General features: G+C 44.2%; 16 protein-coding genes. 8 read left to right on the top strand and 8 right to left on the bottom strand.

What is annotated here, in order from left to right:
* Positions 1-110: 110 nt before the first annotated feature.
* The 5 genes from ACL6C3_RS02235 to ACL6C3_RS02255 all read left to right on the top strand — a co-directional run bounded on the left by ACL6C3_RS02235 (position 111) and on the right by ACL6C3_RS02255 (position 7,282).
* The gene (locus tag ACL6C3_RS02235) at positions 111-371 is read left to right on the top strand and encodes a hypothetical protein (protein ID WP_413164970.1); all 261 of its coding nucleotides are present in this window, start codon (positions 111-113) and stop codon (positions 369-371) included.
* A 158-nt stretch (positions 372-529) separates the two neighbouring features.
* Complete coding sequence (locus ACL6C3_RS02240; protein WP_413164972.1) at positions 530-712, top strand: hypothetical protein; 183 nt, start codon at positions 530-532, stop codon at positions 710-712.
* 420 nt (positions 713-1,132) lie between these two features.
* Positions 1,133-1,414 carry a DUF3288 family protein gene (locus tag ACL6C3_RS02245; protein ID WP_413164974.1) on the top strand — a complete coding sequence of 94 codons (282 nt, stop codon included), beginning with the start codon at positions 1,133-1,135 and terminating at the stop codon, positions 1,412-1,414.
* A 319-nt stretch (positions 1,415-1,733) separates the two neighbouring features.
* Entirely contained in the window at positions 1,734-5,513 is a 3,780-nt protein-coding gene (gene cobN, locus ACL6C3_RS02250; RefSeq protein ID WP_413164976.1) for a cobaltochelatase subunit CobN, read from the top strand.
* A 221-nt stretch (positions 5,514-5,734) separates the two neighbouring features.
* Complete coding sequence (locus ACL6C3_RS02255) at positions 5,735-7,282, top strand: hypothetical protein (protein WP_413164978.1); 1,548 nt, start codon at positions 5,735-5,737, stop codon at positions 7,280-7,282.
* A 388-nt stretch (positions 7,283-7,670) separates the two neighbouring features.
* On the opposite strand, the gene ACL6C3_RS02260 is transcribed toward ACL6C3_RS02255, so the two are convergent.
* Both ACL6C3_RS02260 and ACL6C3_RS02265 read right to left on the bottom strand, forming a co-directional pair.
* Positions 7,671-8,363 (bottom strand): alpha/beta hydrolase, encoded by a 693-nt coding sequence (locus ACL6C3_RS02260; protein WP_413164980.1) that lies wholly within the window; start codon positions 8,361-8,363, stop codon positions 7,671-7,673.
* Between the two features lie 519 nt (positions 8,364-8,882).
* Positions 8,883-9,044, bottom strand: coding sequence for a hypothetical protein (locus ACL6C3_RS02265; protein ID WP_413164982.1), 162 nt, complete (start codon positions 9,042-9,044; stop codon positions 8,883-8,885).
* Positions 9,045-9,178: 134 nt separating this feature from the next.
* Here ACL6C3_RS02265 and ACL6C3_RS02270 point away from each other — a divergent pair, with 134 nt between their 5' ends.
* The gene (locus ACL6C3_RS02270) at positions 9,179-9,397 is read left to right on the top strand and encodes a DUF2811 domain-containing protein (protein ID WP_413164984.1); all 219 of its coding nucleotides are present in this window, start codon (positions 9,179-9,181) and stop codon (positions 9,395-9,397) included.
* Positions 9,398-9,534: 137 nt separating this feature from the next.
* Entirely contained in the window at positions 9,535-10,974 is a 1,440-nt protein-coding gene (hemG, locus tag ACL6C3_RS02275; protein ID WP_413164986.1) for a protoporphyrinogen oxidase, read from the top strand.
* Positions 10,975-11,005: 31 nt separating this feature from the next.
* On the opposite strand, the gene ACL6C3_RS02280 is transcribed toward hemG, so the two are convergent.
* Both ACL6C3_RS02280 and ACL6C3_RS02285 read right to left on the bottom strand, forming a co-directional pair.
* Positions 11,006-11,707 carry a response regulator transcription factor gene (locus ACL6C3_RS02280; protein ID WP_413164989.1) on the bottom strand — a complete coding sequence of 234 codons (702 nt, stop codon included), beginning with the start codon at positions 11,705-11,707 and terminating at the stop codon, positions 11,006-11,008.
* A gap of 105 nt (positions 11,708-11,812) precedes the next feature.
* A complete protein-coding gene (locus ACL6C3_RS02285; protein WP_413164991.1) occupies positions 11,813-13,999 on the bottom strand; it encodes a tetratricopeptide repeat protein in 2,187 nt (728 codons plus the stop codon).
* A gap of 582 nt (positions 14,000-14,581) precedes the next feature.
* On the opposite strand from ACL6C3_RS02285, the gene ACL6C3_RS02290 reads away from it, so the two are divergent.
* Entirely contained in the window at positions 14,582-15,043 is a 462-nt protein-coding gene (locus ACL6C3_RS02290; RefSeq protein ID WP_413164993.1) for a macro domain-containing protein, read from the top strand.
* 288 nt (positions 15,044-15,331) lie between these two features.
* Here the strand turns inward: ACL6C3_RS02290 and ACL6C3_RS02295 are convergent, their stop codons facing one another.
* The 4 genes from ACL6C3_RS02295 to sipA form a co-directional block, all read right to left on the bottom strand.
* Positions 15,332-18,250 carry a tetratricopeptide repeat protein gene (locus tag ACL6C3_RS02295; protein ID WP_413164994.1) on the bottom strand — a complete coding sequence of 973 codons (2,919 nt, stop codon included), beginning with the start codon at positions 18,248-18,250 and terminating at the stop codon, positions 15,332-15,334.
* A gap of 495 nt (positions 18,251-18,745) precedes the next feature.
* Positions 18,746-18,919 (bottom strand): photosystem II assembly protein Psb34, encoded by a 174-nt coding sequence (gene psb34, locus ACL6C3_RS02300; protein WP_413164996.1) that lies wholly within the window; start codon positions 18,917-18,919, stop codon positions 18,746-18,748.
* 111 nt (positions 18,920-19,030) lie between these two features.
* Complete coding sequence (locus tag ACL6C3_RS02305) at positions 19,031-19,858, bottom strand: thiazole synthase (RefSeq protein WP_413164998.1); 828 nt, start codon at positions 19,856-19,858, stop codon at positions 19,031-19,033.
* Between the two features lie 91 nt (positions 19,859-19,949).
* Positions 19,950-20,198, bottom strand: a complete 249-nt coding sequence (gene sipA / locus ACL6C3_RS02310) for a regulatory protein SipA (RefSeq protein ID WP_413165001.1) — start codon at positions 20,196-20,198, stop codon at positions 19,950-19,952.
* Between the last annotated feature and the right edge of the window lie 15 nt (positions 20,199-20,213).

Raw genomic sequence — 20,213 nt, forward strand, 5'->3', positions numbered from 1 at the left:
AACTTCGTCTTAACGGCTATTGATGGAGAATCTAAACCCTATGCGCCAATGAGTTTAACCCTTGCGCCGTGTTCGGTTTCCCTCTCTGCCCTCGTTACTCAACCCTCAACATGACTATAGACAATGATCTATCCGCTGCCAACGTTGAGCGTAAGCTCCTAGAGCAGATTGACTCTCTTAAAAAGGAAGACGAACGGTTGTACAATATCCTCGCCATTGATATTTGGGCTTTGGCAAAAACAATGGATGAGTTACAACCGGGTTTTTGGGGTGCGTTTATGAAAAATCGCGAGAAAGCACTGAAACGGTATTTAGCGGAAGTGACCAAAAATAAACGCACAGATAGCAAACGCCCCCCCTTCCTGCGCTAGCTCCTGGTCTGCTTGCTGCAATTGGCAACAATCCTAAAATTACTCAAAAATAGTATCAAGGATTCTTGCTGTTTGGCCGATCTTAGCGATCTCCTTTGCAGCTTCGGTGTGCTTGCCGCTATATATTATAGATTATCAGGTAGCAAAGGAAACAAAAAATGGATTCTAATACAATTAGAGAACGAATTGCTTTGATTGAGAGTAAGCGAGAGTCTCTCGTTAAACTCCTAGAGAAACCGGATTTAGGAACGCTGAGAATTGATGTTAATCAAGCGATTGAAGAAATTGACGAGTTGCTCGAAGAGTTTAAGCGTACTTTTCCAGATGCCGACCAAAATTAACTCTAAAATTAGCTTTCTGTAAATCCGCAATCCTACTTACCTTCGTTCAAATTCAGCCGATTCAATTTCGGCTGATAATTTCTATAGCCTTAAAAAAAATAGGCTATCAAACCGAACTCGTGAGTTCAGGAGTTGAGGAGTCCAAGAGTTCAGTAGGGGCGGGTTCTGGATAAATCTATGTTTCCCAGCAATAACTAATATAAACCCGCCCCGGAATCAAGAGAAGTTAGAAGTCAGAAGTTAGCAATATTGCATGATTGCCTTTTGCCTCTTTACTTTTTCCTGTTCCCTCCTCTGGTGTTTTTTATTCGTGGGATAACTTATTTATCAAAGCCTAGTCCCGCAGAGAAATTGATTCTCAAACTGTGCGCCCGGGATAAATTTTTATCGAGTTTTTCTTGATTTTAACCTCCGTTTAAAATGAGCAATCAAGACCAAAAACATCCTCAATATAAAAGCGATCGCGTTACGGTTGAAAATTTAATTCAAGCCCAACCAACCGAATATAATCTCGCCGAACTCGCTCGTTTAAAAATTCGTTATCGAGGATTTCCCGGCGCTTGGGATATCCAAAATGATTTAGAAAAAATAATGCAAAAATGGCAATTAACCGAAGAAACTCTATTTGAAAAAACCCGTGAAATACACGCCAAAGGAAAAGTTTATAAAGGAGGAAAAGAAGATCAAGAAGATTGGCTTTAATACACTGTAGGGGCGGGTTCAAACAGTCACCAGTCACCAGTGATGTAGGGGCGGGTTCAGCAAAAATGTTGATTTTCACACAAATAACCTTTGTAAACCCGCCCCTACAAAGGGGGTTTATTTCCGTTATCGGTTGGAGGGGGCGGGTTTATTTCAGTTATCTGCGGGGAATGATATATTAATTCAGAACCCGCCCCTACAAAGGGGGTTTATTTCAGTTATCTGCGGGGAATGATATATTAATTCAGAACCCACCCCTACAAAACACCCAATTTTTGCGCTTAAGCGCAACTACAAACTTGATAGGATAATATTGTAAATGCACCGAATTTCTGCAACACCTGGCGGTTGGACTCCTGACACGGAAGGCGTTATTTTTATCGAACAAACACCCGCACCGATTATTTTTTTAACCGCAGCAGACACCGATATTCAAACTCTAGCCAGCGCTATCGATCAACTTCCGACTGATTTTCCATCTTTGCGAGTTGCCAACCTTTTACAACTCCAACAACAGCTAACTATCGATACCTACGCCGAGGATATTTTAAGCCAAGCAAAAGTTATTATTATTCGACTTTTGGGCGGACGTTCCTATTGGAATTATGGCTTAGAAGTCGTTGAGGAAACCGTCGAAAAAACCGGGGCGAAATTAATTATTCTACCCGGAGATGATCGCCCCGACCCGGACTTAATGAGTCATTCAACCGTTTCTCTAAAAACGGTTAATCAACTTTGGCATTATTTCACCGAAGGCGGAATAGAAAACTATAAAAATGCGCTATTATTTCTCGCTAATATTTGTTTAGATAAACACTATAACTATCAACAACCCGTTTCCGTTCCTCGGGTGGGAATTTATCAAAATGACTTTAAAAATAATTCTCAAACTAAAACGGTAACAAAAACAGATAATCCTCAAGTTGGAATCCTTTTTTATCGCGCCCATTATCTCTCGGGAAATCTTCGCCCCATCGATGCACTTTGTCAGGCGTTAAGAGAGATAAACTTAAACCCAATCCCCGTTTTTGTTTCATCTTTGCGCGACCCAGACGTACAAGCAGAAGTTATTACCGAACTTCAAAAAAATAGCAATAATAGGATTGAAATTCTTCTCAATACGACCAGCTTTTCTATTGCTTCTATCTCCGAAGATTCAACCGTAAATTCTCCGCTTTTTAGCTTAGATATTCCCATTTTACAAGTCATTTTCAGCAGTCAAACCGTTCAACAGTGGGAAACAGACTTTCAAGGACTTTCACCCCGAGATGTGGCGATGAACGTCGCTTTACCCGAAGTTGATGGACGCATTATTACCCGTGCGGTGTCTTTTAAAGCGGTAGAAACTTGGAACTCGCAGTTAGAAACGGACGTCATTGGGTATATTCCTGTTGGCGATCGCATCAAATTTGTAGCCGATCTCGCCGCAAATTGGGTAAAATTACGCCGAAAAAAAGCTACAGAAAAACGCATCGCGATCGTTCTCGCCAACTACCCCACCGCAGACGGACGGTTAGCCAATGGAGTGGGGCTTGACACACCCGCCAGTTGTGTGCATATCCTCGAAGCATTGCAACAGCAAGGGTACAATATTCAAAATGTCCCAAAAACGGGAGAAGAATTAATTCAACGCTTGACATCTGGTATTACAAATGATCCGGAAGGGCGGGAACTCAGAACCGTGCAACAGTCTTTAAATTGGGAAGATTTTCAACAGTATTTCTCTCAACTTCCTGACACCATACAAACGGCAATTTGTCAACGTTGGAAGGTTAACTTTGATGACAGTTCTTATCCCGAAATCTTCCCTATTTCTGGGATTCAACTCAATAATATTTTTGTGGGAATTCAACCCAGTCGCGGCTATGATCGCGATCCGAGTTTAAACTATCACGCCCCCGACTTAGAACCCACTCCCGACTATTTAGCCTTCTATTATTGGCTGCGATATCAATTTCAAGCCGATGCCATTGTTCATGTCGGAAAACATGGTAACTTGGAATGGTTGCCGGGAAAAAGTGTCGGTTTATCTCAAAATTGTTACCCCGAAATTGCTTTCGGCGCCATCCCCCATTTATATCCCTTTATCGTTAACGATCCGGGAGAAGGTTCCCAGGCTAAACGTCGTTCCCAAGCGGTAATTTTAGATCATCTCACGCCCCCTCTGACTCGCGCCGAACTCTACGGTTCGTTACAGCAGTTAGAAGGAATAGTTGACGAATATTACGAGGCGCAAAGTTTAGATCCGTCCCGGCTACCGATGATTAAAAATAGGCTGCAAGATTTGATTAAAACCGAAAATTTAAATCAAGATTTGGGCTTGGCTGAAAATAAACTCGATGCACAAACTTTAAATACAATTGACGGCTATTTGTGCGAACTGAAAGAAGCTCAAATTCGGGATGGCTTGCATATTTTTGGGCAGTGTCCGACGGGAAAACAGTTAAGAGATTTAATTGTCTCTATCGCCCGCCATCCAAGCACTCAGCGTTTGGGGATTACACGGGCGATCGCGGAAGATTGGCAGTTAGAATTTGACCCGCTTACAACGGATTTATCCGAGGTTTTTAGTCAAAGTTTAACGTTAGACAATCAAATTTGTAGAACGGTTGGCGATGCAGTTGAGGTGATAGAAAACCACGCAGCCAGTTTAGTTGAAAAAATTATTGCAGGCGAAACCGTCAAAACTGGACAATTAACCCAAAAAGAGTTACAATGGATAGAGAATAAACTCTTACCCAACCTGCAAAAAACCCATCAAGAAATCACTCACTTATTAAAGGGGTTAGAAGGGCGATATATTCCTAGCGGTTCATCCGGTGCGCCAACCAGAGGAAGACCCGATGTTTTGCCAACCGGACGCAATTTTTACTCGGTTGATATTCGGGCTATTCCCACAGAAACAGCCTGGAGAGTCGGTCAACTGGCAGCAGACGCATTAATTGAGCGTTATACTCAGGAAAATGGAGAATATCCGCGAACATTGGGGCTGTCCGTTTGGGGAACTTCTACAATGCGAACCGGAGGCGATGATATTGCGGAGGCGCTGGCGTTATTGGGCGTTCAACCGGTGTGGGATGGTCCTTCTCGTAGGGTGGTTGATTTTGAGATTTTACCGATTTCTATTTTAGGGCGTCCGCGTGTTGATGTAACGTTAAGAATTTCGGGTTTTTTCCGGGATGCGTTTCCCAATTTAATTGATTTATTCGACCAAGCGGTTGTGGCGGTTTCTCAACTCGATGAACCACCAGAATTGAACCCGTTAGCGGCGCAGGTGAAGCAAGAAACGGAAGTTTTAATGAAATCGGGATTGACAAAAGAACAGGCGGAAATGCGCTCTCGTTATCGCGTTTTTGGTTCCAAACCTGGCGCTTACGGTGCGGGTTTACAGGGGTTAATTGCGTCTCAAAATTGGACGGATGAACAGGATTTAGCCAGGGCTTATATTAACTGGAGTAGCTACGCTTATACGAGTCAAACTCATGGAATGAGTCAAAGTAAGTTAGGGGGAATTTCCGCACCGGAAGCGTTTAAAAATCGTCTCCAACAAATGCAGATTGTTCTGCACAATCAAGACAACCGAGAACACGATATATTAGACTCGGATGATTATTATCAATTTCAAGGGGGATTAACGGCGTCTGTTCGCGCCATTACGGGTAAAAATCCCAAAACTTATTTCGGGGATAACGCTCAACCGGAACGCCCAAAAGTGAGACAATTAAAACAGGAAATAGCGAGGGTTTATCGGTCTCGGGTTATTAATCCCAAATGGATAGCGGGAGTGATGCGTCACGGCTACAAAGGCGCGTTTGAAATGGCGGCGACGGTGGATTATTTGTTTGCTTATGATGCGACAGCAAACTGTGTGGAAGATTTTATGTATGAAGGGGTTGCTAAGGCTTATTTGTTGGATGAAACGGTGCAGAAATTTATTCAAGAAAAAAATCCTTGGGCGTTGCGAGATATGGCTGAACGTTTGTTAGAAGCCAACCAACGGGGGTTGTGGAAAGCTTCAAATCAGAAAATCTTGGAGGATTTAAGAACAATTGTACACGAAGCCGAAGGTGCCGTTGAAGCGGTGAACTCGCAAAAATGAGTTGGCATCTATCTCGGTTAAAGTTAATATTATCTACAGATCTAAAATGAGGGATTAGATTAACTATAGTTATGGTACGGCCCCATATAAATTAAAATAATTTGATAAAAATTTATTCTCCAGATCCGATCAATTGAAACAACAGACTCTATAATAAAACATTGGACGCTTAGAGTCTTCACTTTCCTATAAAAAGATGGAATATCCCTTTGGAGGCTTCCATGAATCTATTTCGTCGTTTGAAACAATCAAGTTTTTTGGGTTGGATTGTCGCCGCATTCCTATTTGTGGTAACACTGTTTAATTTTCAACAGAAACAAGTTAACAGCACTCCTTCTGTATCTCTGTTTGCAGAACAAAATACTCAAAACTTAGCCGTTGTCAACCCGGAAAATCCGTCAAATTATGCTGAAAACTCCCAAACTGAAACGATAGCTAAATCAAACGCTTGTACACAACAAAGTCCGTTTGATGAGTCCGTTAGATTTGCACTCAGAGGCTCGAATTTAGCCCAAACCGCAAAAACAAAGCAAGAATGGGATGAAGTCGCCCGAAACTGGGTGCAAGCGGTGGCGTGGATGCAGGCGGTTCCTCCCAATAGTCCCAAACGGGCTTTTGCGGAGAAAAAAGTCGTGGAATATATGCGAAATTTAGCCTATTCCCAACAACAAGCCGCAAAAACTCAAATGACGAGTCAGTTTCCGAGTTTTGATAGCGAACTCCTCGATGAACAATTGCAACTTTATCTGTCTTATCTGAGTACCGTTGGAAAACCCGATATTTTAATTGTCGGAAGTTCTCGGGCTTTACAAGGGGTTGATCCGAGAGCAATGAAACAAGCTTTAGCCGCCAAAGGTTATCAAGGCTTGAAAATTTTTAATTTTGGAGTTAATGGCGCAACCGCCCAAGTTGTAGACTATGTTTTAACAGATTTATTAACACCAAATCAACTCCCGAAAATGATTGTTTGGGCCGATGGAGTGAGAGCGTTAAATAGCGGTCGCATTGACCGCACCTATCAATCAATTATCGCCTCAGAAGGACACAGACGTTTAGCTTCCGGCGTTCGTCCTCAACTCGCTTCAACTTCATCGGATAACACACAAATCTGTTATCAATTGCCCCAATCTTGTAATGCCAGACCCAAATGGAGTTTTCCTCAAGCCAGTAAAAATGAGCAACCGTTAGAAGCGGAATTAGCCGTTAAAACAGCCGAAGTCGAACAGTTCCTTCCCGTTCAATTCAACACCTTAGAAACCCCTCAATTGAACGATTTAGTTTATCGTCGGTCCGAACAACCTTCCGAACAAAATACCGCCACACTCGTTTCTTTAAATCCAACCCTGGATGCCAACGGATTTTTTCCCGCACCCAACCGTTTTAATCCCTATACTTACTATCAACAACGCCCCTATGTAGCGGGTCGCTATGATGGAGATTATCGGGCTTTTAACTTGGGCGGAGAACAAGCGAGGGCATTCAGTTCAGTTATGGGGTTTTTAAACACTCAAAATATTCCGGTTGTTTTTGTTAATTTACCCCTAACCGATGACTATTTAGATTCATTTCGCTGGTGGGCAGAACAAGAATTTAGAGGCAATATGCAGCGACTTTCTCAAGAGTATGGATTCATCTTTATTGACCTCTCAGAAGCCGCTTTAACCCGTTATGAATACTTCGTCGATCCCAGCCATTTAAACCGCTACGGGGCGCGAGTCGTCGCCCAAAAACTCGCCGGACAATCTTCCATTCCCTGGCCGCGACAGTAGGCAAGAGGCAATAGGCAGGTAGGGGCGGGTTGATCTCAATGTGTGAGTAGTCATCAAAGATATTGTAGAACCCGCCCCTACAAACCTAACACCCAACACCCGACACCCGACACCTGTTCACTGAAAACACTCTCTTGCAAACTTTGCTACCGACTATTCCGCCGGGTCGCAAGGAACGCGCTGGTGACTGGTGACAGGTGTTGCAGCGAGGGCTTGCGCGGGTTTCCCCCATGAGCGCGAACTCGCGGCCCGGCGGTTTCCGCCGAGAGCGAAGTTCGCAAGAGAGCGACTGCTGAACCCGAAGGGTGACTGGTGACTGTAATGCCACCGCCCGTTAACAAGCGATGGCATTTTCTCTAGGGAGAATTAATCCGTCGGGATAATCCGATTACCACAGTCCTCGAACCGGAGGCGCGGGCGGCGGTGCTGCCGGTGCGGGTGGTGGGGGAACCGGAGGCGCGGGGGGACGGGGTGGCTGCAACGGTGCAGGCCCCGGCAAACTGATTTCTTGCAAAGAACATCCCGCCTGACTGTAGCGAGAAGCAGTCCTCAGCAATGCTTCTAAATCCGTTGCTATACCCTGGAGTCTTTCGACCGTATCGGGAATGTTGCCGACATCGACATACAAACCCGGAACCGGATACTTCTGAATAAAGTCTAGGAAAGAAATCTTGCCATCATCACTCACGGCATTAATTAAAGCCGCGTGTATGGCTGAGACATTTTCCACCCGGCGATGGGTTCGCAATGTCAAAGCAATATCTTCGACAATCTCCATCCCCGTCGGACTACAAATCAAACAGGAAAAAGGAACCAGATCGAAGCCAATTTCCAGGGTCATTAAACCCCGTAAAGTGTCCTCATCGATGTCGGCGGCGCCAACAATCTGGCCAATTGTTTTCGTTTTTTCCCCCGTCTCCGCAAATTCGACCAGATCTCGAACTCGGACCGGAGCTTGGAACGGGCCGTAGGTTAAAACGACTCGATCCGCAGCATTGGCCGCAGGGCCACTCATCACCACACTCGCGATTGCGCCTAGAACTAATCCCGGACGGAACCGTTTGAAACTTGGTCTTTTCATTGTCAACCGATTCGTTGGAATTGATTGGTATTTGGCTTTCAGCTTAAATGGAGTTGCTCAGTTTCACAAGATCTCACCTAAAAATTTAGGGTTTTGACTCGATTGATTGCCGTTTGTGTTCGGTTTGTTACATTTTTAGAGCTTGCGGGTAATTTTACCCTCAAGTCAATCCATTCAGAAATCGGGACTTCAACTGATTTTTGGCCAGATACTTCTGAACAACTCTGCCTCTCCTACTGCTCTTTACTGTTGCGGTTGACCTCACCCTAGTTCTAGCGAGTCACCCCCAAACCGATCGCACTGAAATCCTCAGTCCCGCTTTCACTTTCCCTGCCTCCTCCGAGCGACTGAATTTTTGCCCGAAAAGTTCCCCAAATTTCAAATCAATTTCAGCCAAAACCCAACTTCAAAATTCTTATCTTTTCCTGGAATTTTCCCCATACATTCCACAGATGTTCCACAAACTTACACCCGGTTTTCCACAGTCTGCCCTACACTTTTCCACAGCCAACAACGATATTAGGCGATCTCGCTGCCCTCTTGGGGATTTTGCGATCGCCGACACCAAACCCCAAAAATTCCCCCGTTTGTGTAAACTTTTGTAACAAAAACCCGGCTCAAAGTCGCATTCTTTCGTGAACAATGGGGAAGAAGTCCCGAGGTTGTAACAGTTCTCAACATTGACAACCCCACCCCCTTCTAGCACACAATATCGACTACCGATTTCTAGATTCGAGAGGGAAACTGTACGGCAGTCCTACCCCCGAAAATCTCAAAAAATTAGGTATTGTGTAAATCACCCTGAGAGTAGACCTATGAATACAAGTGTAAGTATCCTGGCGGAAATTCCTGAAATCTTGCACGAATCCCTCCAGGGCTATCTTGACAGCCATCCCGAGTGGGATCAAGATCGAGTCTTCTGTGCGGCGCTATCGCTGTTTTTATTACAACAGAGCAACGAAAACAGCCCAGAAGCCACCCAAAGCTATCGTCAAGCGGCCCGTATTTACTTAGAAAGCTTATTTCAATCCTGAGGAGAGTACCACCTTGTAAGACAATGGTGATAGGCAGTTTACAGTTTACAGTTTACAGTGACCAGTAGCATGGTACTGCACGGTACTGTTCACTGAAATCACCCCATGCCCTCATTGAAAGAACATTTCCACGCCTTATGACTCACGTCCTCGATAGTTTAATCGTCGGTGCTGGCATTAGCGGCTTGAGTTTAGCTCATGGTCTCCATCAGAACCGGGAACATCCATCATCCCCCAACATTCTGATTTGCGAGCATCAGCGACGAGTAGGAGGAAACATAACCACAGTTTCTCAAGGGGAGTTTCTCTGGGAAGAAGGCCCAAACAGTTTTTCTCCGACACCCGAGTTACTGAAGTTAGCGGTAGAGGTAGGCCTCAAACCTGAGTTAGTCTTCGCCGATCGCAAATTACCCCGGTACGTTTACTGGAATGGTCAATTAATGGCGGTTCCGATGAGTCCCCCGGCTTTAGTAAAGACCAAACTCTTAAGTACCGGCGGCAAACTGCGGGCTTTAATCGGAGCGTTGGGCTTTGTCCGGCCGGCGATGGGAGTTCAACTTAGTCAACAAAACGGGGAAGAAACGATCTCGCAATTTTTTGAGCGCCATCTGGGGTCAGAAGTTCTCCGGCGACTGGTTGAACCCTTCGTTTCCGGCGTTTATGCCGGCGATCCGCAGCAACTTGAGATGAGGTCGGCTTTTGCTCGGGTGGCTCGCATGGCCTACAGTGGCGGGGGGTTAGTGGCCGGAGCCGTTTTATCCCGCCGTCAGACCCAATCCTCTAAACCAGCCGCCGATCCGTCGATTCCCCAAACCAAAGCCGGAGAGTTGGGTTCTTTTCGCCAGGGGATAGGAGCCTTACCCGAAGCGATCGCCCAACAGTTGGGAGACAAATTAAAATTAAATTGGCAACTGACCCGACTCGAACGCACGGAAAATCAAACCTATCGGGCCGAATTTTCCACCCCCGAAGGCGTGCAGCAGGTCGAAGCCCGAACCGTCGTGCTGACGACTCCCGCCTATGTCACGGCTGAAATTCTCAAACCCTTGCAGCCCCAAGTCAGCCAAGCACTGGCCGAAATCCCCTATCCTCCGGTTGCTTGCGTCGTGTTAGCTTATCCGGTTTCGGTCCTGAAGCAAAAATTAACCGGATTCGGCAATTTAGTTCCCCGAGGACAGGGTATTCGCACCTTAGGCACGATTTGGACATCCAGTTTATTTCCCGATCGCGCCCCCCAAGGCTGGCAAGTTCTCAGCAGTTATATTGGCGGGGCTACCGCTCCCGAAATTGGAGACTGGGAAGACGATCAAATTGTTGCTGCGGTTCATCAAGATTTGCGTCGCATCCTACTCAAAGAAGATACCACTCCCAAAGTGCTTGCCGTGCATCTGTGGAAGCGTGCCATCCCCCAATACAATCTCGGACACCAGCAGCGCTTAGAACGAATCAATCAGGGCTTACAGACCTTGCCGGGTCTATATCTGTGTAGCAACTATATTGACGGTGTAGCGTTAGGAGACTGTGTACGCCGTTCTTTGGGGCGAGCCGACGAAATTCGGCGTTTTTTGGATAAATAGGGAATAAATGAGGGTGAAATCCCCTCATTTTTTATCTTTCCTTAACTCGCCGGTCGAACATATAACCGACACCGCGAATCGTTTTGATCAGTACCGGTTTATTGACATCCGGTTCAATCTTTTTGCGAATTTGACCAATATGAACGTCAACGACTCGCTGCTCCCCCTCATAATCGTAATCCCAGACCTCTTGTAAGAGTTCCGATCTCCGCCAAGCGCGACCGGGTTTGCTGGCCAAACAATACAGCAAGTCAAACTCCAACGCACTCAGGGGGATTAACTTATCTTGGATATAGACTTCGCGACGAGCCGGATCGATCAGCAGATCCCCGTACACCAAGCTGCGGGGTTCGCTGTCGGCTACACTGCGCTGACGCTTCAAAATCGCCCGTACACGCGCTCCGAGTTCGGCCAAACCAAAAGGCTTGGTAATATAATCATCGGCTCCTTTATCAAAGCCTTTGATTTTATCGGCTTCACCCGTTAAGCTCGTCAGCATTAAAATAAATACACTGGTACGGCTTTGCATTTCCTGACAGAGGATAAAACCCGTTGTGTCAGGAAGATTAACATCCAGTACCACCAAGTCGGGACTAAATTGATCAAACAGTTCCAGCGCCGTATGGCCATCTTTTGCCGACTCAACTTCGTAGTCTTGCTGGCTCAGATAGCGAGCAATTAAATTTCGGATTGCTGGGTCGTCATCAACCACAAGAATCTTTGCAGAAGCCATAACCACAAGGTTGAGCTGAAGGTAGAGCAAGAATAATCAATCATCTCAATGTTAATGTAAAACTCGGGTTCACACCTAGAGATTTATCGATTTAGTTGCATTGTGTTACAGAGAGCGTAATATTTCTGACAGTAAATGAGCCGGAATTTGGGAAAGCGCCCGGTTTTGTCCGGGTAAACCCGCTTCAGTATAAATCGCCCGCATCGTTCGGATAACGGGAGCCAGATCAATTTGATGCCGTCCTGATTCTACAGCATTTGCAGTCGTTTTCGGCTGAACTTGCTGACAGCCCGCTTGCAAATGATGGCGTAAAGCCGCTTCTAAATGAGCCACACGCTCCGTTTGACTCATCAGCAAATGTCGATCTTTTCCCAATTGATAGTGAGCAAGTCCCAGATTATTGTGAGTGGCTAAGGGGTCAAAATTTAGCTGAGTCGGACTCAACTGTTCGACGAGAGTCAGTGCAATCTCATAAGCTGCGATCGCCTTTTTTAAGAATCTAGCACGAATTTCTGAGTCCTGATCTCGAGAAGCCAAATGCCAATAAGCAATTCCCAGGTTATTCTGAGTTGCAGCACAAGCCGGCGCATCGGTTTTTGGGCTGCGATATTTCAAGGCATTTTGATAGGCTTCAATCGCCAGATGCAACCACTTGTCTTCCGGTTCATGTTGGGCTAAATTCCAATAAGCCGTTCCGATATTGGCTTGAATCATTCCTAACTCTCGCCGATCGCGATCGCCAGAGTAATAACGCTCTGCTTGAGTATAAGCTGATATAGCCGCTTTTAAATGATAACTCGGCTGAGTATATTGAGCCAAATTCCAATAAGCCGTTCCGAGATTATTCAAAGTGGCAGCACAACTCAAGGCGATGGGTTGAGTTGGGGTCTGACTTTGACACTCTAACTCACCGCGATCGCCAATGACAACACCAAACAAGCGAATGGCTTCACCATAAGCATTCACCGACTGTTGCCAATTCTCCACCGGATCGCGAATTCTCGCCAAATCTCCGTAAGCGGCACCTAAATTTTTTTGCAGTCTTGGACAAGAAGCCGCTTGTTGAGCGGGATTGGCGTACATTAACGCTTTTTGATAGAAAATGATACTCTGTTCTAGAAAACAAACAGCACCGCGAGCCGTTTTTGCCGCTTTTTCTTGATGAAAACGCATCCAATACAGCGTGCCAAGATCGTTAAGCCAATCGACAATTTCTGAACGCTTTAAAATCGGACGAGAGGTATTTTCTAACTGTTGCCATCCCGTTTCATAAACCTCGATGGCAAGACAAATTTGTTCGGTCGATCTTAATCCTCCCGCTTGCATTTGTTGGCGGACTCGCTCTATTAAAATCCGGTAAGCGCGTGTTAGTTGTTTGGGAGAAGTTTGTATTTGCTGAAGTCGTTTGACTTTTTGTAGGGTTTGAGTCAAATCCAGCGGCTTTTTTACGCTTTTAGGCGGCGAGGTCTGCGGTTGTGTGGCATTCCTCGTTATCGAGTTTTGATCGGCTACAGAAGCCAATTTAACCGCCTCTGCGGTGATGTTTGCCGGTGGTTTGGTATCGGCAAGGCGATCGCTGTCGTCCGAAACAACGCCTTCAACCCCGGAAAACCGAGTTTGTCCAGTTTCTTCTGACTGACTCAGACGGTTCGGCTTCCCAGTATTGGAAACGGGATTTAGATCAAAATCCTGGCTCTGTTGAATTGTAGCAGTCATTGGTGTCGGATCGCCGGCAAACTCAAACACCCCGGTTCGCCACCGCCAAAATTCCGGCGCCGACTGTTCAATACAGCGCAACCAAGGCGAAGGAATCCACAACAACAGGCTAAACTCTAACTGGGGAAGATGGCTTTCTAAATTCCGCAAATGATGCAAAAAAGACCATTGCATCGCCGCCGGTTGTCGCGTTAGTTGCTCAACCCCTAAAATTTGAAAACCGACCACAGACCCCGAAACTGTAGAATTTACAGAACCGTTTTCCGCGAACCACTGCTCAATTTGAGCGATCAGATTCGGTTCTTCTAAGTTTAACGTTAAAGTCACCCAATTCGTGAAACCGGATGAACGAATATTGATCTTTTTTGGAGTAGTAGCAGAACCTTTTGGAGAATTTTCCCGTTTGGTAAACTCTGTTTGTAAGCGAGCGATCATTCGTTGACGCAATGGCAAATCATCGCAGACGGCAATTAAAATTTGACGTCGTAGATTTAACAGTAACGCTCGTTTTAAGCGCAGATAAACCTGTTGATTCACTCCTGACCCGTTAGAAGACGCAATTGAGAGCGCAGTCATGCGACACTAAAATAATAAAATAAAATCACATCAGTTTTGATCGGAAATTCAAACAAATCATCTATTCTGTTGGCACAGAATCATTCACCCATCAAGATAATAAACCATTCATACTCTTTATTTCCTAGCTAAATTTTGTCGGTCAGGATGAGTTAATTCTGACACGCAATTGACATCCGCCAGGGAAATCCCCTACCTTCGAGGCATCCGGCTAACAGCAAGCATTGATCGCACCCTAATTTCTTAGATCGATAGGCAATCCCTCAGGTACAGAGATCAAAAGATAGTAATCTCAATTGATTTTACTTTACAACTTTGACAGGTCGAGCAACTCTGTTATCATTATTCATAATACAGCCAATCAAAAAAAAATCAAGCCAACTGAGATTTTGTCAACCCAGTTAATCCTTAACTCGGGTAAAATTGATAACGGTCTTTTTTTCGTTAAGTTATAAAGTTAATCAACAGGATAGACAGCAACAGAGAGTATCAAATCAATAACACGACTGTTCGAGTCACCTACGGAGATATTACTCAGATTAAAGCGGATGTACTGGTTAGTTCCGATGATAGCAATTTTCAATGAGTAGCGGAGTTTCTGCGGCTATACTCAAAGCGGGGGGTGAGTCCATCAAAACAGAAGCCCGTCAGCATACCGATTTAAATTTGGGAGATGTTGCTGTTACTTCGGCGGAAAATCTATCAGCAAAGTATATTTTTCATGCGATTACAATTGATGTTGATGAAAATTATCTAATCTATGCTTCTGAAGAAAGTATTCAACGCGCAACTTTGAACTGTCTCGAACTCGCCGATTCGCTGCAAGTTAAAACCATAGTATTTCCGGCGTTAGGTACAGGAGTTGCCAAATTTCCTTTAGAGAAAGCCGCAGAAGTAATGATAGAAACCCTATCCAATTATTTAAAAGGTAAAACTCAAATAGAACGGGTAACAATTACTCTATATCCGAGAGAAGGGATAGAACCCAGCCAACTTAATAACTTTTTTGAACCTGCTGTTAGTCTTCTGGCTAGCAACAGTTAACAGATTAAAAACTCGATTTCGTAAGAGTTAATGGGTTTTTGGGGTAAGCTGTTAATCACTTAAATAACATCAACCATAAGTTTGAAACCTTTGTAGTGCAAGCGTCTCGCTTGCCCGACATCTGCAATCGCGTAGGGGTAATAGTTTATGGGGAAATTATAAAGAAACTAACTGTAAGAAGGGCGGGTTTACAAAGGTTGTTTGTAGGAGATATATATTAAGTATGGAACCCGCCCCTACAACACTGGTCACTGTTCACTGTAAACTATAAAAACCCGCCCCTACAGCTTAAAATTCCATCGGGGTCCAATCTCCAACCGGAATAAACGCCGCCCAAAAATAAGGATGTTGATATTGTTGAGAATTTAACATCTCTAACTGGGTTTGACGTAACGCATCTGACCGTCCTTGATTTTCCAACAACCGCCGATAATATTTTATCATTAAATCCTTCGTTCCTTCATCATTTACCTTCCACAAACTCATTAATTGACTTTCCGCACCCGCCAACGTAAACGCCCGTCTCAACCCATAAACCCCCTCGCCATTTTCAATTTCTCCCAACCCCGTTTCACAAGCCGATAACACCACCAATTTAGTTCCCCTCAGCCTTAAATTTGCAACTTCCAACGCCGTTAACACCCCATCATCCAAACCACTTTCACGGGGATTAAAACCCGCCAAAGCCAACCCGGAACGCACCAAAGGATTTTCTTTAATCGGGGTATTTTTTTGAGAACGTTCAGAGATAAAACCAAAAGAATTATCCGGTTCAACTCGGGGAAGATTGGGAAGAAAAAAGCCGTGAGTTGCAATGTGTAAAATTTGCGGTGCTTCTAACTGTTTAACCGCCGTTTCTGTAGCTTTAGATTGGGTAAATAACGTCACCTCAGACAACAAAGGTGCAATAACCTTTGCTTCTTCAGCCGTTCCCGGTAACGCCCCAAAACTCATCTCAACATCTCTCGAAAGTTGATTAACTCCGCGATAATTTGCAACTGCAACTGTTGTTGTTTCTCCCGGTTTTTCATAATCCGGGTTAGCAACAATAACAGGCGGTTGTTTGTGATAATGTTCCTGTTTTAAACGAATTAAATCCCGTCCCGTCGTGAGATAAGTAATTTTATAAGTTTCTATCAAATACCGATTATTTTCATCAACCAACGCCGCAAAGGGAATCAAATTTAACTGGGCATCCGGTGAGATAATAATATGATTAACATCACCCAACTTTTCCCGAATCGGTTGCATTAACAGTTCATCGAGTTGGCGTGCAGTTTGTTTAACTTTATCTGTATTTCCTTGAAAAGCATCCTTTGAACTTTTCAGGTCTAAATTGAAGCGAAAAAAAGCGGCTTTGTGAATGGGTTCAGCTTCTCCTAAATCAACCCATTGCGGTTCACCCGAAGATTTAAGAATATAAGCCGCATAATGAGGTTTTCCTCCTCGATTTCCTCGTTCAGCTTTGGGATTATAAGGTTTATAAAATACAAATTCTATTAATGCAGCATTTTCAGGAATAGCTTGTTGTATTGCTTCAATAGTAACGGGTTCTGAAATCGTTCTAAATTCTGCACTACGGCGAGATAATTCAGCTTCAAGTTGCTCCAATTTTTCTCTGAATTGAGCAACTTTTTCGTTATATTTTGCCGGAGATAATTCTTCAGGTTTCTTATAAATAAGATCAGAAAGTTGAGTTCTAACCGCAGCTAATTCATCGAGAAAGTATTGATTTTCTGGAGTAATATTTTCTCGTAAAAGTTGTAAATCATTGGCAACGGTATCCAAAATCCGACCTTTTCGCCGTAGAACTGTTGTTAGGGCTAAACGTGCTGCTTCTAAGTTTTCAGGTAGATTTTTTAAATGGAGAGAAACTGTAAAATCAGTGGTACTTGAAATCATTTTCATCGAGTCTTGTTTTTGACGTTCTGAACCCGTTGATAGTAGAATATTGAGGTTTTTTTCTTCAACTTCTAGTCCTCGACTCAAGAAGTTTATCGCACGATAAAAATCACCTTCAGCTAAATAGAGTAATGCTAACCGATTCAAACTGTCTGCAACTTGAGGATGAGAACTTCCTAAGACTTTTTCTCGAATGACCAAAGCTTTTTGAAAAAAAGATTCAGCATTCTCATAGCGTCCTTGTTCAAAATAGAGTTCAGCTAAATTATTGAAACTGATAGCGATATACTGGTGTTCTGTTCCTAATATTTGTTGTTGAATCTTTAACGCACGTTGATAAAGGGGTTCGGCTTTTTCATACTGTTTTTGATCGGTATACAACCAGGCTAAATTATTGAGACTTTGAGCAATATTCAGATGTTCGGTTCCGAAGATTTCTTCTCGAATCTTTAACGAACGTTGATAAAGTTCCTCAGCTTTTTCATACTGTTTTTGTTCCGTATACAGCAAAGCTAAATTATTCAGACCGGTTGCATAGTTTGGATGTTCTATTCCCAAGTTTTTCTCATCAATTTTTAAAGACCGTTGCAATAAAACCTTAGCCTTTTCGTAGCGTCCTTGATTAAAATAAAGCAAGGCTAAATTAGCCAAACTGGTAGCGACATTCGGATGTTCTGTTCCTAAGAACTTTTCATCAATCGCTAAAGAACGTTCATAGAAAAGTTCAGCTTCGTCATAACGTCCTTGGTCTGTATAAAGATTAGCTAAATTATTCAAAACAGCCCCCACATCGGGATGTTCTGTTCCTAAAGCCGTCTCTAAAATGGCTAACGAACGCTGATAAAAAGCTTCAGCTTGGTGATAGTATCCTAGAGTTGTGTAGAGTAACGCCAAACCGTTGAGGCTAACAGCGACATGGGGGTGTTCTTCACCCAAAGTTTTCTCTAAAATTGCAATAGAACGTTGATAAAAGGCTTCAGCTTCTTTGTAGCGTCCCTGGTGGCGATAGAGGGATGCAAGCCAACTGATACTCGCTTCAACATCGGAGTGATTTTCTCCTAAAAGTCTCTCTCGTATTTCTAAAGCTTCTTCCGCTAGGGGTATGGCTTCGTTATATTTTCCTTGTTCATACAGTTGAATAACTTCTTCGTTGAGTTGGTTGGCTTGTTCAATTTCATCTAACTGTTGAACCAACAATAGAGAAGAATTTGTTTGTCCGCTAACTGCTTGAGACGTTGCGGTTAACAGTCCAAAACATCCAACAAAAACGGTTAGCCAAAAGAACGGTTTGAGTGTTCGTTTCATCGGGTCGATGAGTCAACGTCAAGTCCATTATCACTTATGTCTGATGACTGTTGAGTTATGCAGTTTTGACCCCCCTCAGTCCCCCCTAAAAGGACCGAAGAAAATTAACTCCCCTCGCCTTACCCCCCCTTTCAAAGCAGGGCCGTTTCGTTCTAGCCCTAAAACTTGATTTGTGGGGAGGTGGGGAGGTAGGGAGGTAGGGAGATTGGGAGAATTTTTATTAATAAAAAGTTATTTTTCATCAGAAAAAAGACCTCTCCCCACCACCCCATCACCCCATCCCCCCATCCCCCCCGGCAATTTTTAACTGAGAATGAAACAGCCCTGCCTTTCAAAGGGGGGATCAAGGGGGGATAGAGAGGGGTTGGGGGAGAGGTTTTTCTATTTATAAAACAAACCAATTATAAAACAAACCAGGTATCTGAACTTTCAAACACCTGGATAAATTACGAACGCCTAATTTTTAAAGAACGATACTAAAAAATCTTCTTTTTTTTAACCCGAAACAGCAACAGCTACAACCATTAAACCAACAACTAAAGCTGCGCCTAAAGATCCTAAAATGATATAATTGCGGATTTGCTTCTTGCTCGGAGGTTCTGCGGTATAAACTTTTGGTTCAACTGCAAAGTTATTTAGGCGTCCACCCTCTTCGGTCGTATAAGGCATAAATTATTGTCCTCGTTTCATCTTATTTAGTCTAGAGTAACAAAAATTTGCCAATTGTTAAATCACTTTAGGAAGAATAAGGGGTTCCCAAGGGTAGGGAACCTCTAAAACTCAAGAATTAATCGTTCCGGTCACCGGAGAAGAAGCTGTGGCATAATTTTTAATGGGAATCCGTCCGGACAGATAAGCCAAACGACCCGCCTGAGTTGCCATTCCCATCGCTTTCGCCATCATCGCAGGCTGTCCGGCTAGAGCGATAGCCGAATTAATCAGTAACGCATCCGCTCCCATTTCCATTGCTGTAGCGGCTTCGCTGGGCGTACCAATACCCGCATCTACCACAACGGGAACTTTGGCATTATCGATGATAATCTGGATATTGGCGGCGTTTTTGATACCCTGTCCGGAACCGATGGGAGAACCTAAAGGCATCACTGTCGCACAGCCGACTTCTTCTAAACGTTTGGCAAGCAGCGGATCGGCGTTAATATAGGGAAGTACCGCAAACCCTTCTTTCACCAGTTTTTCTGCGGCTTCTAAGGTTCCAATGGGATCGGGTAGCAAATATTTCGGATCGGGAATGACTTCTAACTTGACAAAATTGTTATCTTCCTGTCCTAATAATTTTGCCATCTCGCGCCCCAACCGGGCAACCCGAATGGCGTCTTCTGCATTTTGACAGCCGGCTGTGTTGGGAAGCATCCAAATTTTCTTCCAGTCTATTGCTTCGGCGAGTCCTTCATGTCCGGGGGCTTGGGTTTGTACTCGTCGGACTGCGACCGTGACAATTTCACATCCACAGGCGAGGATGCTTTGTTGCATTTGTTCTAGTGTACGGTATTTGCCCGTTCCGGTCATCAGGCGAGAGTTAAAGCTTTTTCCCGCTATGGTTAACGGTTGATCTATTTCTTGTTGCAGGGGTTTGTCGAGTGTTTGCATTGAAGAGCGTTTCCTTTATTTTTCCAGCAGATGCGGATTTTTCACCTAGTTCTTATTGTAGGAGTTTCGGTCGGCTTACCGTAAGTTTAAATTATTCTTCCTCGGAGGAGTTGAGTGAGGGGGAGTCTACGGCTTCGAGGTATTGACTATCAATTAAAAAAGCGCCTTTTTCACAACGAACGCCCCAATATCCGCCCGGACGTCTATCAAGAATTATGCCTTCTTCTCCGAGTTTAATCACGTTTGGGGGTCGCAAAATCGGCATCGGTTCGGCTGTTTTAACGTAGTCCGGAATTCCAATGATTCTGACTTTTTGATGGATTTCAAACTCTTTTACCATAGTTTTTTACCGGGA

This window comes from Capilliphycus salinus ALCB114379 (assembly GCF_047276495.1).
Taxonomy (GTDB): Bacteria; Cyanobacteriota; Cyanobacteriia; order Cyanobacteriales; family Microcoleaceae; genus Capilliphycus; species Capilliphycus salinus.

Excerpts from the sequence above, each read along its gene's own strand:
- ACL6C3_RS02260 (WP_413164980.1), bottom strand. The coding sequence starts at position 8,363 with ATGAAAAGACCAAGTTTCAAACGGTTCCGTCCGGGATTAGTTCTAGGC.
- ACL6C3_RS02285 (WP_413164991.1), bottom strand. The coding sequence starts at position 13,999 with ATGACTGCGCTCTCAATTGCGTCTTCTAACGGGTCAGGAGTGAATCAA.
- hemG (WP_413164986.1), top strand. The coding sequence starts at position 9,535 with ATGACTCACGTCCTCGATAGTTTAATCGTCGGTGCTGGCATTAGCGGC.
- ACL6C3_RS02305 (WP_413164998.1), bottom strand. The coding sequence starts at position 19,858 with ATGCAAACACTCGACAAACCCCTGCAACAAGAAATAGATCAACCGTTA.
- ACL6C3_RS02290 (WP_413164993.1), top strand. The coding sequence starts at position 14,582 with ATGAGTAGCGGAGTTTCTGCGGCTATACTCAAAGCGGGGGGTGAGTCC.
- ACL6C3_RS02245 (WP_413164974.1), top strand. The coding sequence starts at position 1,133 with ATGAGCAATCAAGACCAAAAACATCCTCAATATAAAAGCGATCGCGTT.
- psb34 (WP_413164996.1), bottom strand. The coding sequence starts at position 18,919 with ATGCCTTATACGACCGAAGAGGGTGGACGCCTAAATAACTTTGCAGTT.
- ACL6C3_RS02255 (WP_413164978.1), top strand. The coding sequence starts at position 5,735 with ATGAATCTATTTCGTCGTTTGAAACAATCAAGTTTTTTGGGTTGGATT.
- ACL6C3_RS02270 (WP_413164984.1), top strand. The coding sequence starts at position 9,179 with ATGAATACAAGTGTAAGTATCCTGGCGGAAATTCCTGAAATCTTGCAC.
- sipA (WP_413165001.1), bottom strand. The coding sequence starts at position 20,198 with ATGGTAAAAGAGTTTGAAATCCATCAAAAAGTCAGAATCATTGGAATT.
- ACL6C3_RS02240 (WP_413164972.1), top strand. The coding sequence starts at position 530 with ATGGATTCTAATACAATTAGAGAACGAATTGCTTTGATTGAGAGTAAG.
- ACL6C3_RS02235 (WP_413164970.1), top strand. The coding sequence starts at position 111 with ATGACTATAGACAATGATCTATCCGCTGCCAACGTTGAGCGTAAGCTC.
- ACL6C3_RS02265 (WP_413164982.1), bottom strand. The coding sequence starts at position 9,044 with ATGTTGAGAACTGTTACAACCTCGGGACTTCTTCCCCATTGTTCACGA.
- cobN (WP_413164976.1), top strand. The coding sequence starts at position 1,734 with ATGCACCGAATTTCTGCAACACCTGGCGGTTGGACTCCTGACACGGAA.
- ACL6C3_RS02295 (WP_413164994.1), bottom strand. The coding sequence starts at position 18,250 with ATGAAACGAACACTCAAACCGTTCTTTTGGCTAACCGTTTTTGTTGGA.
- ACL6C3_RS02280 (WP_413164989.1), bottom strand. The coding sequence starts at position 11,707 with ATGGCTTCTGCAAAGATTCTTGTGGTTGATGACGACCCAGCAATCCGA.